The 12,968-nt window shown below is 59.6% G+C and carries 10 protein-coding genes; 5 read left to right on the top strand and 5 right to left on the bottom strand.

The features are described 5' to 3' along the window. Positions 1 to 148 precede the first annotated feature (148 nt). From lepB to lptF, 4 genes are all read right to left on the bottom strand, one after another. The gene (lepB, locus tag AC0Z4S_RS09770) at positions 149 to 1,003 is read right to left on the bottom strand and encodes a signal peptidase I (protein WP_485622819.1); all 855 of its coding nucleotides are present in this window, start codon (positions 1,001 to 1,003) and stop codon (positions 149 to 151) included. 9 nt (positions 1,004 to 1,012) lie between these two features. Next, on the bottom strand, positions 1,013 to 2,809 hold the full coding sequence (gene lepA, locus AC0Z4S_RS09765) for a translation elongation factor 4 (RefSeq protein ID WP_016771564.1): 1,797 nt from the start codon (positions 2,807 to 2,809) through the stop codon (positions 1,013 to 1,015). A 173-nt stretch (positions 2,810 to 2,982) separates the two neighbouring features. Beyond that, positions 2,983 to 4,044 (bottom strand): LPS export ABC transporter permease LptG, encoded by a 1,062-nt coding sequence (gene lptG / locus AC0Z4S_RS09760; protein ID WP_485622818.1) that lies wholly within the window; start codon positions 4,042 to 4,044, stop codon positions 2,983 to 2,985. Beyond that, positions 4,037 to 5,158, bottom strand: a complete 1,122-nt coding sequence (lptF, locus tag AC0Z4S_RS09755; protein ID WP_101159337.1) for an LPS export ABC transporter permease LptF — start codon at positions 5,156 to 5,158, stop codon at positions 4,037 to 4,039. The genes lptG and lptF overlap by 8 nt, the downstream gene beginning before the upstream one ends. Positions 5,159 to 5,732: 574 nt before the next feature. On the opposite strand from lptF, the gene AC0Z4S_RS09750 reads away from it, so the two are divergent. The 4 genes from AC0Z4S_RS09750 to AC0Z4S_RS09735 all read left to right on the top strand — a co-directional run bounded on the left by AC0Z4S_RS09750 (position 5,733) and on the right by AC0Z4S_RS09735 (position 11,142). Then, positions 5,733 to 7,223: a leucyl aminopeptidase gene (locus tag AC0Z4S_RS09750; RefSeq protein WP_485622817.1), complete on the top strand. Its 1,491-nt coding sequence runs from the start codon at positions 5,733 to 5,735 to the stop codon at positions 7,221 to 7,223. A 57-nt stretch (positions 7,224 to 7,280) separates the two neighbouring features. Continuing rightward, positions 7,281 to 7,709, top strand: a complete 429-nt coding sequence (locus tag AC0Z4S_RS09745) for a DNA polymerase III subunit chi (protein WP_485622816.1) — start codon at positions 7,281 to 7,283, stop codon at positions 7,707 to 7,709. A gap of 8 nt (positions 7,710 to 7,717) precedes the next feature. Continuing rightward, a complete protein-coding gene (locus AC0Z4S_RS09740) occupies positions 7,718 to 8,104 on the top strand; it encodes a hypothetical protein (protein WP_056783087.1) in 387 nt (128 codons plus the stop codon). A gap of 191 nt (positions 8,105 to 8,295) precedes the next feature. Continuing rightward, positions 8,296 to 11,142 carry a valine--tRNA ligase gene (locus AC0Z4S_RS09735; protein ID WP_485622815.1) on the top strand — a complete coding sequence of 949 codons (2,847 nt, stop codon included), beginning with the start codon at positions 8,296 to 8,298 and terminating at the stop codon, positions 11,140 to 11,142. A 49-nt stretch (positions 11,143 to 11,191) separates the two neighbouring features. Here the strand turns inward: AC0Z4S_RS09735 and AC0Z4S_RS09730 are convergent, their stop codons facing one another. Beyond that, positions 11,192 to 11,581: a hypothetical protein gene (locus AC0Z4S_RS09730; RefSeq protein WP_485622814.1), complete on the bottom strand. Its 390-nt coding sequence runs from the start codon at positions 11,579 to 11,581 to the stop codon at positions 11,192 to 11,194. Between the two features lie 253 nt (positions 11,582 to 11,834). Between AC0Z4S_RS09730 and rlmF the strand changes: the two genes are divergently transcribed. Then, on the top strand, positions 11,835 to 12,854 hold the full coding sequence (gene rlmF, locus AC0Z4S_RS09725; protein ID WP_485622813.1) for a 23S rRNA (adenine(1618)-N(6))-methyltransferase RlmF: 1,020 nt from the start codon (positions 11,835 to 11,837) through the stop codon (positions 12,852 to 12,854). Positions 12,855 to 12,968 lie beyond the last annotated feature (114 nt).

The following is a 12,968-nucleotide window of genomic DNA, read 5'->3' as shown; positions in this document are numbered from 1 at the left end:
GGCTGGTTTCCACTGCCACCGCCGGGGTACGGCGCAGGCCTGGGACAATTAACGCTGTGTTCAAAAATTAGATCCTGGCGATTGCGAAGCCGATTGTGCCGGCTCCAGAAATGCATTCGGCGCTGTGGTCAACAGCGCCGTGTGTAATTTACTTGATCAGGCCGACCCGCGAGAAATTCGGCAGGTGGCTGAGTTTAGGCTCCGGCCAGCTCATCCAGACCGCGAAGGCCTTGCCGACAATATTCTTGTCGGGAACCATGCCCAGCAGATCCTTGGGAATGTTCGGATCATCCCAGTAGCGGCTGTCGTTCGAATTGTCGCGGTTGTCGCCCATCATGAAGTAGTGCCCGGCAGGCACCGTCCACGAACGATCCGGAGTGGCGCGGTAGCGGCTCATTTCCTTGCGGATCAGGTGCTCGGCTGCGCCGAGTTTTTCCTGATAGAGCTCAGCGCTGCCCAGCGAACCCGCTTCGGCGCCGACCATCTTCTCGGCAATCGATTCGCCGTTGACCAACAGACGCTTGTCGGCGGTATAACGCACCGTGTCACCCGGCAGGCCAACCACACGCTTGATGTAGTTGACGTTCGGGTCGCTCGGATAACGGAACACCATGACATCGCCGCGCTGCGGGTCACCGACTTCGATGACCTTCTTGTCGATCACCGGCAGACGGATGCCGTAGGAAAACTTGTTCACCAGAATGAAGTCGCCGACGTCCAGGGTCGGTTTCATCGAGCCGGACGGAATCTGGAACGGCTCCACCAGGAACGAACGCAGCACCAGCACGATGAACAGCACCGGAAAGAACGACTTGCCGTATTCGACCAGCAGCGGCTCTTTGTTCAGTTTCTCGACCACCACAGGCTCGGGCTGGCTGACACTGCCTTGATACGAGGCAATGGCAGCCCGCCGGCGCGGCGCCAGGAACAGCAGATCGAGCAACGCCAACAGGCCGCAGACGAACACGGCGATGACCAGCAACAGCGGGAAATTTAGCGACATAGGACCTGATTATTCCAACCTGAGCACGGCGAGGAAGGCTTCCTGTGGAATTTCCACGTTGCCGACCTGTTTCATGCGTTTCTTACCGGCCTTCTGCTTCTCGAGCAGTTTCTTCTTACGACTGACGTCACCGCCGTAGCATTTGGCCAATACGTTCTTTCTGAGCGCCTTGACGGTTGTCCGGGCTACGATCTGACCACCGATGGCGGCCTGGATCGCCACGTCGAACATCTGACGAGGAATCAGTTCTTTCATCTTCTCGGTCAACTGGCGACCTTTGAAGTGCGAATTGTCACGGTGCACGATCAATGCCAGGGCATCGACCTTGTCGCCGTTGATCAGCACGTCCAGTTTCACCAGATTAGCCGATTGGTAACGATCGAAATGGTAGTCCAGCGAAGCATAGCCGCGGCTGGTGGATTTAAGACGGTCGAAGAAGTCCAGGACCACTTCGTTCATCGGCAGGTCGTAGGTGACTTGCACCTGATTGCCGAGGAACAGCATGTCGACCTGAACGCCGCGTTTCTCGATGCACAGGGTGATGACGTTGCCCAGGTGCTCCTGCGGTACGAGGATATTGGCGCGTACGATTGGCTCGCGCATGTCCTCGATCGCCGACACATCCGGAAGCTTCGACGGGTTGTCGACGTAAATCGTTTCACCGGTTTTCAGCACCAGCTCGAAAATCACCGTCGGCGCAGTGGTGATCAGGTCCAGGTCGTATTCGCGCTCGAGGCGCTCCTGGATGATTTCCATGTGCAGCATGCCGAGGAAGCCGCAACGGAAGCCGAAGCCCAGGGCGTCGGAGCTTTCCGGGGTGTACTGCAGCGACGAGTCGTTCAGGGTCAGCTTCTGCAGTGCTTCGCGGAAATCCTCGAAGTCGTCGGAGCTGACCGGGAACAGACCGGCGTAAACCTGCGGTTGAATGCGTTTGAAGCCGGGCAGTACCGGAACGTCTGGCGTTGAGCTCAGGGTCAGGGTGTCACCGACCGGCGCACCGTGAATGTCCTTGATGCTGGCGATGATGAAGCCCACTTCGCCGGCCTTGAGGTCAACGGTAGCGGTGTGTTTCGGGTTGAACACGCCAACGCTGTCGACCAGGTGCACCTTGCCGGTGGACTTGACCAGAATCTTGTCGCCCTTCTTCACCCGGCCATGGCGTACACGTACCAGGGAGACAACGCCCAGGTAGTTGTCGAACCAGGAGTCGATGATCAACGCTTGCAGCGGATCTTCGATGTTGCCGGTCGGCGCGGGAATGGTGTGGACCAGACGCTCGAGCACTTCGTCGACACCCAGGCCGGTCTTGGCGCTGCAGGTGACGGCGTCGGTGGCGTCGATGCCGATGATCTTCTCGATCTCGTCCTTGACGCGATCCGGCTCGGCCTGTGGCAGGTCGATCTTGTTAAGCACCGGCATGACCTCGAGGCCCTGCTCGATGGCGGTGTAGCAGTTGGCCACGGACTGGGCTTCCACGCCCTGCCCCGCATCGACCACCAGCAAGGCGCCTTCGCACGCGGCCAGGGAACGGCTGACTTCGTAGGTGAAGTCGACGTGACCCGGGGTGTCGATGAAGTTCAGCTGGTAGGTGATGCCATCTTTGGCTTTGTAATAGAGGGTAACGCTGTGGGCCTTGATGGTGATCCCGCGTTCACGCTCAAGATCCATGGAATCCAGTACCTGGGCTTCCATTTCACGCTCGGCCAGGCCGCCGCACATCTGGATGAAACGGTCAGCCAGCGTCGACTTGCCATGGTCAATGTGGGCGATGATGGAGAAATTGCGGATATGACTCAAATCACTCACGGATCAACACTCAAAAAGGCTGCAGGCTTGGCCCGCCGAAAAATAGCCGGGAATTGTACCTGATACACGGCGCAAGCGTCACGTTCGCCTGTCACCCGGATCGCATGCAAAAACGCCCCGGTCTGTTGACCGAGGCGTTTTCGAGGTTCAAGGCAAAGATGAACAGATGTTCATCAACCGGCCCTGCGCAGCAGCCAGACACCCGCCAGCGCACACACGCCGGCCGGCACCAGCACCGCAAACAGCGGCGAGAAACCGAACACCAGGCTCGACGGCCCCAACAGATCCTGGACGATGCGGAAGGTGAACCCCACCAGCACACCCGTGAAGACCCGCTGACCGAGGGTCACCGAACGCAGCGGACCGAAGATGAACGAGATCGCCATCAGCACCAGCGCCGCAGTCACCAGCGGCTGCAACACCTTGACCCAAAATGCCAGCCAGTAACGGCCATTGCTCAGGCCTTGCTCGGCCAGATAGTGGATGTAGCCCCACAGACCGCTGATCGACAGCGATTCCGGCGCCATGACCACGGTGCTGAGCAGTTGCGGGCTCAACGCCACGTCCCATTGCTCGCTCGGGGTATTGACGACTTCAGTACTGCGCTCCTTGAACAGCGTGGTGGCAACGTCGGTAAGCTGCCACTTGGTGCCGTCGAACTCGGCCTTTTTGGCGAAGCTGGAGCTGAGCAGATGGCGCTCCTTGTCGAAGTGATAACGCGTCACGCCATACAAGAGACCGTTCGGCTGCACGGCGTTGATATGGATGAATTCTTCACCCTGACGGTGCCACATACCGTGCTTGGCGCTTTGCGCATCGCCGCTGCCCTGGGCCAGCGATCGATTGGCCTGAGCCATACTCTCGGTGGCCGGAGCGACGTATTCGCCGATAAGCACGCCAGCGAGCATCAGCACCAGCATTGGCTTCATGACAGCCCAGACGATACGGCCGATCGACACACCGGCAGCACGCATGACGGTCAGCTCACTGCTGCTGGCCAGACTGCCGAGACCGATCAGGCAGCCGATCAAAGCGGCCATCGGCAGCATTTCATAGAGGCGGCGCGGTGCAGTCAGCAATACGAAACTGAGCACATCGACCAGAGTGTAGGTGTCGCTGACGTCACCCATTTCATCGATGAAGGCAAACAGCGTCGCCAAACCGAGGATGATCGCCAGCACAGCGATGATCGCCATGAACACGCTGCTGCCGATGTAGCGGTCGAGTTTAACCACGGGCCACCTCCAGCGCGGCGCTGCGACGGCTGGCCAGCTTCAGGCGCATCGGCTCCCAATAGAGCAGGCCAAGGCCGATGACCAGGAAGATCGCGTGTACCCACCACAAGCCCAGGGCCGGCGGGATCTTGCCTTTTTCGAGGGCGCCGCGGGCGGCAATCAGGATGGTCAGGTAAGCCATATAAAGAAGAATCGCCGGCAGCAGCTTGAGGAAACGCCCCTGACGCGGATTCACCCGCGACAGCGGCACCGCCATCAGGGTCACGATGAACACCAGCAACGGCAGGGACATGCGCCATTGCAGTTCGGTTTTCGAACGGATGTCATCACTGCCCCACAGGGACGAGGTCGGCATCGCGTCACGGTCGGTGACTTCTTCGCTGACATCCGGCTTGGGCAGCAGCACGCCGTAGGTTTCGTAATGAATGGCACGATAGTCGGCCTGACCCGGACTGCCGTCGTAGCGATAGCCATTGTCGAGGATCAGGTAGCGATTACCGTCGGGGCGAATTTCCTGACGGCCCGACTCGGCCACCAGCACGGAAATCCCGCGGTCCTTTTTATCGGCGCCGAGGTTCTTCTGCGAGATGAACACGCTGCCGAGATTGACGCGATCGTCGCTCAGAGTTTCGGTGTAGGTCACCCGAGTACCGTCACGCAGCGCCTGGAAACGGCCTGGCTCAAGGGTATCGAACTCGGTCAGCGCGTCCTGCTTGTTCAGCAGCAGCTGAAACTGGTTGGCGCCCTGCGGAGCCAGACCGAGGCTGAGCCACGCCACCACCAGCGCCACCAGCGTCGCCGGAAACAGGGTCATGCGAAACAGCTTCTGCTGACTCATGCCGGTGGCCGAGAGCACGGTCATTTCGCTTTCGAGATACAGGCGACCGTAGGCCAGCAGGATCCCGAGGAACAGGCCCAGCGGCAGAATCAGTTGCAGGAAGCCCGGCAGACGAAAGCCCATGATCAGGAACAGCGAGCCCGGATCGAGCTGACCGGCCGCAGCCTGCGCCAGGTATTTGATGAAGCGACCGCTCATGATGATGACCAGCAGCACGGCACTTACGGCGCTGAGGGTCAACAGGACTTCGCGGGACAGATAACGGAAGACGATCAAACCAGACACTCCAGGGTTGTCAGGCTAAGGCGGCCAAACAAGCAAACACATCGACCGGCCCGCCATGCAGAGCGGTCGAAAAAAGATGCGGCATTATCCTGTGATTGGGTGCGCCTGTCACTGCGCACACTCATCCATCGCTGTAATCCTTTGCTGATCGTACAACCTGGGGGCGTTCTCAATTAGTTTTCACACCGCGCCGGGTCTGCTGTTGTGCAGGACAAGGCGCGAGAAGCGTGGTTTGGTCATTCCAAATAAGCTTCGAGCAACGCAGCCCTGCACAACAGCAGGCCCGGCCCTTCGGGTTGTGCCTTAAAGCCGGCCAGTCTGCGTTGCAGGCCTTGGAAAGGGAACAACCATTCCCAGCGGCCTGCGCCTTGCCTGGCTGGCTTTAAGGCGACAACGCGGTGTGAAAACTAATTGAGAACGCCCCCTAGGGTTGTCAGGCGCGGGGAGCGAGGTTCAAACTGCGGCCCTTGTCGCGGGCTTTGGCCTGCGCCTCTTCTATTTATTAGCAGGCGACTGCGGACAGCGTCGAACGCCTGCATGTTGACCATTCATTAGGGATCCGGACATGGAACTGGTTGTAAAAAGCGTTAGCCCAGAAACGTTGAAAACCGCCACCCTGGTGGTTGCCGTCGGCGAAGGCCGCAAACTCGGTGTCGCCGCCAGACTGGTCGACGAGTCGAGCGGCGGTGCGATCAGCGCCGTGCTCAAGCGTGGCGACCTGGCCGGCAAGGTCGGTCAGAGCCTGCTGCTGCACAGTCTGCCAAACCTGAAAGCCGAGCGCGTGTTGCTGGTCGGCGTGGGCAAGGACGAAGAACTGGGCGACCGTCCATTCCGCAAGATCGTTACCGGCATCCTCAATACCCTTAAAGGCCTAGGCGGCGGCGATGCCGTACTGGCGCTCGATGAAATCATCGTCAAAGGTCGCGACAGCTACGGCAAGACACGTTTGCTGGCAGAAACCCTGGTCGACGGCGGCTACACCTTCGACCAGTTCAAGAGCCAGAAAGCCGAACCCCGCGCCCTGAAGAAAATCACCCTGCTGACCATCAAGGCTGCGCAGGCCGAAGTGCAGCGCGCCGTGAATCACGCCACCGCAATCGCCAACGGCATGGCCTTCACCCGCGATCTGGGCAACCTGCCGCCGAACATCTGCCACCCGACGTTCATGGGCGAACAGGCGAAGAACCTCGGCAAAGAGTTCAAAGATCTGAAAGTCGAAGTGCTCGATGAAAAGAAGATCAAGTCTCTGGGCATGGGCTCGTTCTACGCCGTTGGCCAGGGCAGCGCCCAGCCGCCGCGCCTGATCGTCATGCAGTACAACGGTGGCAAGAAATCCGAGAAGCCGTACGCGCTGGTCGGCAAGGGCATCACTTTCGACACCGGCGGCATCAGCCTGAAGCCGGGCGCCGGCATGGACGAAATGAAGTACGACATGGGCGGCGCTGCCTCTGTGTTCGGTACGCTGCGTGCGGTGCTTGAGCTGAAACTGCCGATCAATCTGGTGTGCATCCTCGCCTGCGCCGAAAACATGCCGAGCGGCAACGCGTCGCGTCCGGGCGACATCGTTACCACCATGAGCGGCCAGACTGTGGAAATCCTCAACACCGACGCCGAAGGTCGTCTGGTGCTGTGCGATGCGCTGACCTACGCCGAGCGCTTCAAGCCACAAGCGGTGATCGACATCGCCACTTTGACCGGTGCTTGCGTGGTAGCCCTGGGCGCCCATACTTCCGGCCTGCTGGGCAACAACGACGAACTGATCGACCAGTTGCTCAGCGCCGGCAAGGCCGCCGACGACCGCGCCTGGCAACTGCCGCTGTTCGATGAGTATCAAGAGCAACTCGACAGCCCGTTCGCCGACATCGCCAACATTGGCGGGCCGAAGGCTGGCACCATCACCGCCGCCTGCTTCCTGTCGCGCTTCACCAAGAACCTCAATTGGGCGCACCTGGATATCGCTGGCACCGCGTGGACCAGCGGCGGCAAGGACAAGGGCGCCACTGGCCGTCCGGTTCCGCTGCTGACCCAGTACCTGCTGGATCGCGCCAAGGCCTGAAACCGCTGAAAGGTGGCGTCACTCTCGGGTGACGCCACTCGCCGCTCTGGAACCGCAATGACCAAAGTCGACTTCTACATCCTGCCCAGCGCCGATCCTTCGGCGCGCCTGGATTTTGCCTGCAAGCTCACCGAGAAAGCCTGGCGCATGGGCCATCGCATCTACCTGCATTGCAGCGATGCAAGCCAGCGGGACGATCTCGATGCGCGCCTGTGGGCATTCAAGGGCGAAAGCTTCGTGCCCCATGGCCCTGCCGACAGTGAACCGGACGGCTTGATCGTGCTGGGACTCGGGGAAGACTGCGGTGAGCATCAGGATCTTCTGGTCAACCTCGACCTGAAAGTCCCGGCCTTCGCCAGCAACTTCGCCCGAGTGGCGGAAGTGGTGGTGGAAGACCCGACCATCCGAGCGGCGGCGCGGGAGAGTTTCCGCTTCTACCGCGAACAGGGCTATTCTCTGCAAGACCACCGTTTACAGCGACTCTGAGCATTCCAATGGACACTCCGAAACCGCAACAGAAATCCGCACACCTGCTGGACGATCTTGAATCGATCCGCCAGTTGCTCGGCGATGACAACCTGCAACCGCCGCTCTTGACCGATACGGTCGATGACGGCGAACAGGAACAGATTCCAATGCTGTTCGATTCCGTAGGCAACCAGCCGGCAGCTGTCGAGCCGCCACCAGCGCCGCCGGCTGCCCCGGCTGCCGCACCGGTCGATAAAGGCCCCGACGCCTTGCTGCATCTGGACAGCGAACTGCGCGCCGCCGCGCAATTGATCATGCAAGACGTGATCGACGACTTCGCTCCGCACATCGAAACCGAAATCAAACGCCGCCTCGATGCACGGATGGAGCGGCTGCTCAGCCAGTACGAATAACACACCCCGTGTAGGAGCTGCCGCAGGCTGCGATCTTTTGACCTTTTTTTAAAGACAAGATCAAAAGATCGCAGCCTTCGGCAGCTCCTACATTTAGATCTCCATCCGGCCTCCCCCGCTCGCCCTCGGCACCATGCCCCGCTATACTTCCCGGCTTTTCCTGAATAAATGCCAATAGGGTCCCGCCGCGCATGGATAAGACCTACCAGCCGCACGCCATTGAAACTTCCTGGTACAAGACCTGGGAGTCCGAGAACTACTTCGCCCCGCAAGGCGCGGGCGAGTCCTACACCATCATGATCCCGCCGCCGAACGTCACCGGCAGCCTGCACATGGGTCACGGCTTCAACAACGCGATCATGGACGCCCTGATCCGTTTCCGCCGCATGCAAGGTCGCGACACCCTGTGGCAGCCGGGCACCGACCACGCCGGTATCGCCACGCAGATGCTGGTGGAGCGCCAACTCGAAGCCCAGGGCCAGAATCGTCACGATCTGGGCCGGGAAAAATTCCTCGAGAAAGTCTGGGAATGGAAGGATCAGTCCGGCGGCAACATCAGCCGACAGATCCGTCGTCTCGGCTCGTCCGTCGACTGGAGCCGCGAACGGTTCACCATGGACGACGGTCTCTCGGAAGCGGTCAAGGAAGCCTTCGTGCGTTTGCATGAAGACGGCCTGATCTACCGCGGCAAGCGCCTGGTCAACTGGGACACCAAACTGCACACGGCGATTTCCGACCTCGAAGTGGAAAACCACGAAGAGAAGGGTTTCCTGTGGAACCTGAAATACCCATTGGCCGACGGCGTAAAAACCGCCGAGGGCAATGACTTCCTGATCGTCGCCACCACCCGTCCGGAAACCATGCTCGGCGACTCCGCCGTCGCGGTTAACCCGAACGATGAGCGCTACCAAGCCCTGATCGGCAAATTCGTCGAGCTGCCCTTGGTTGGCCGCCGCATCCCGATCATCGCCGACGATTATTGCGACCCAGAATTCGGCACCGGCTGCGTGAAAATCACCCCGGCCCACGATTTCAACGACTACGAAGTCGGCAAGCGCCACAACCTGCCGCTGCTGAACATCTTCGACAAGAACGCCAACGTGCTGCCTGCCGCACAGGTGTTCAACCTTGACGGCACGCTGAACGAGAGCATCGACGGCAAGATTCCGGCCGAGTTCGCTGGCCTGGAGCGTTTCGAAGCGCGCAAACAGATCGTCGCCGCGTTCGACGCCGCCGGCCTGCTGGTGAGCGTCAATGATCACAACCTGAAAACGCCAAAAGGCGACCGCTCCGGCACCGTCATCGAGCCGTGGCTGACTGACCAGTGGTACGTATCGACCAAGCCTTTGGCCGAGCCGGCGATTGCTGCCGTTGAAGACGGTCGCATCCAGTTCGTGCCCAAGCAGTACGAAAACATGTACTTCTCGTGGATGCGCGACATCCAGGACTGGTGCATCAGCCGTCAGCTGTGGTGGGGCCACCGGATTCCGGCCTGGTACGACGAGTCGGGCAAGGTCTACGTCGGCCGCGACGAAGCCGAAGTGCGTGCCAAGAACAACCTCGGCCCGGACGTGGCGCTGCAACAGGACAACGACGTCCTCGACACCTGGTTCAGCTCCGGCCTGTGGACATTCTCGACCCTGGGCTGGCCTGAGCAGACCGAGTTCCTGAAGAAATTCCACTCCACCGACGTGCTGGTCACCGGTTTCGACATCATCTTCTTCTGGGTTGCCCGGATGATCATGATGACCATGCACCTGATGAAGAACGAAGACGGCACGCCGCAGGTTCCGTTCAAGACCGTTTACGTACACGGCCTGGTGCGCGACGGCCAGGGCCAGAAGATGTCCAAGTCCAAGGGCAATGTCCTGGACCCGCTGGACATCATCGACGGCATCGACCTGGAAACCCTGGTGCAGAAGCGCACCTCGGGCCTGATGCAACCGAAACTGGCGAAGAAGATCGAGAAAGCCACCCGCGAAGAATTCGCCAACGGCATCGAAAGCTATGGCACCGATGCCCTGCGCTTCACTTTCTGCTCGCTGGCGTCCACCGGTCGCGATATCAAGTTCGACATGGGTCGCGTCGAAGGCTATCGCAACTTCTGCAACAAGATCTGGAATGCCGCGCGCTATGTTCTGGACAAGGGCGAAGACTGCGGCCAGAACGGCGAAGCCTACGAGCTGTCGCTGGCCGATCGCTGGATCATTTCGCAACTGCAACGCACCGAAGCCGAAGTGACCCGCCAACTGGATCAGTTCCGTTTCGACCTCGCCGCGCAAGCGCTGTACGAGTTCATCTGGAACCAGTACTGCGACTGGTACCTGGAGCTGTCCAAGCCCGTGCTGTGGGACGAGAATGCGCCGGTCGAACGTCAGCGTGGCACTCGTCGTACGCTGGTTCGTGTACTGGAAGTAGCACTGCGTCTGGCGCACCCGTTCATGCCGTTCATCACTGAAGAAATCTGGCAGCGCATCGCGCCGCTGGCCGGCATTCAGGGCAAGACGATCATGCTGCAGCCTTGGCCGGTGGCCAACGAAGAGCGCATCGATCCGGCGGCGGAAAACGACATCGAATGGCTCAAGGAACTGATGCTCGGCACGCGCAACATTCGTGGCGAGATGAACATCGGCCCGGGCAAGCCACTGCCGATTTTCCTGAAGAACGTCAGCGCTGACGACCAGCGCCGCTTGACCGAGAACGAAGCGCTGCTGAAGAAGCTGGCGCGTCTGGAATCGATCACCGTACTCGCCGCTGGCGAAGAAGCACCGCTGTCTGCCACCGCACTGGTGGGCGAAATGGAAGTGCTGGTGCCGATGGCCGGTCTGATCGACAAGGGCGCGGAACTGGCACGTCTGGACAAGGAAATCCTGCGCCTGCAGGGCGAAGTCCAGCGTGTTGGCGGCAAGCTGTCCAACGCCGGATTCGTCGACAAGGCTCCGGCTGAAGTCATCGAGAAGGAACGCGCCAAACTGGCTGAGGCCGAACAGGCTCTGGGCAAACTGGCCGAGCAGCATGCGCGGATCGCCAGCCTGTAACGGTGAACCGCAATGAAAAAGGGAGGCCGCAATGGCCTCCTCTTTTTATTCATTTGATTTCATCGCAGGTTTGTCCGACCCCGTTGAGCAAATGCACCCGGACACTAGCCTGAGTAAGTTGGTTACCATTAATCGCGTAAGACGCTTTTCCCCATCCAATTCGAATCGGCTTAATGTGCTGATAATATTCACCTATTGTTTTTATCAATCCGTTGTCGATGTCATCCTGTTGAACAAAATGATTGAGAGATGTCAGTGTTTCCGGCACAGGCTTAGTCAGCTCCGGGTCTGAAAATCCTTCCCACGAAAGATTCAGTACATCCCCCACTCTAAACCCGTTCAGCGGCCCAATTGCCACTCTGATCCCCTCCATCGGATTCGAACTGCAATTAATGCCGAACTCTGGATGGACATCTGGAAACGAAATAGATGATTTCATGTTAGCTCTCCATAACTAATTTGATGGTCTTTTCCGAAGTCTTAATGTGCCCGCGATAAAAAGATTCAATTTAAATCGAAACAGGCACGGAATAAGTAGACATGCAATCAAGCGGGCTAACCACTGTCATAAATGACAGTTTTTTAGATCAATTTTGCATATTAAAAATTGATAGCCAAGCAATGCAGACCAACATGAGAGTAGATGTGGGACAATACCCGCCACTTTCAGCCATACCCGAATCGACCACGCCATGAACGCCCCCCGCACACCTAAACCTGCGCGCAAGAAGCCTGACTCCGCGACCCCGGCCAAAGCCGTTGAGCCGCGTGAAAAGGCCAGCCTGCACCCGCGCAATCGCCATCAGGGTCGTTACGACTTCCCGGCGCTGATCAAGACCACGCCGGAACTGGCCAGGTTTGTGATCACCAACCCGTACGGCAAGGAAAGCATCGACTTCGCCAGCCCCGACGCGGTGCGCGTGTTCAACCGTGCGCTGCTCAAGTCGTTCTATGGCATTCAACATTGGGACATTCCGGCAGACTACCTCTGCCCACCGGTGCCGGGCCGTGCCGATTACGTGCACTTTCTCGCCGACCTGCTGGCGAGCATGAACGACGGCAAGGTGCCGCGCGGCGCGATCGTCAATGTGCTGGACATCGGCATGGGCGCCAACTGCGTGTATCCGCTGATCGGCAACAGCGAATACCGCTGGCACTTCCTCGGTTCGGAAATCGACCCGACCGCCGTGGCGGCGGCCAAAGCCATCGTGCAGTCCAACGATCTGAGCAAGGTCATCCAGCTGCGCCAGCAGGAAAACCGCAAGCACATCCTGATCGGCTTGCTGGAGCCGGGCGAACGCTTTGACCTGACCATGTGCAACCCGCCCTTCCACGCTTCGATGGAAGAAGCGACCAAGGGCAGCGAGCGCAAGTGGCGCGCCCTGGGCAAGGCCGATCCGAAACGCAAGCTGCCGGTGCTGAACTTCGGCGGCCAGTCGGCGGAGCTGTGGTGTGAAGGTGGCGAAGCACGTTTCGTGACGCAATTGATCGCCGAGAGCGCGAACTTCCAGCACAAGGTGTTGTGGTTCAGCACGCTGGTGTCGAAAGCTTCGAACCTGCCGGCCATTGAAACCGCGCTGAAGAAGGCCGGTGTGCTGGAGAGCCAGGTGGTGGAAATGTCGCAGGGGCAGAAGCAGAGCCGCTTTGTCGCCTGGACCTTCCAGACCAAGTCCGAGCAGCAGATCTGGCGGCGCGAGCGCTGGACGCGCTAGCACAGCGGATTCCCCCTGTGGGAGCGAGCCTGCTCGCGAAAGCGGCCTGTCAGTCAGCTTCAATATCGACTGACCCACCGCTTTCGCGAGCAGGCTCGCTCCCACATTTGCCCG

The sequence above is a fragment of the Pseudomonas sp. 1L-B-1-E-C1 genome (genome assembly GCF_057291835.1).
This window is presented reverse-complemented; position numbering and strand designations above follow the sequence as displayed.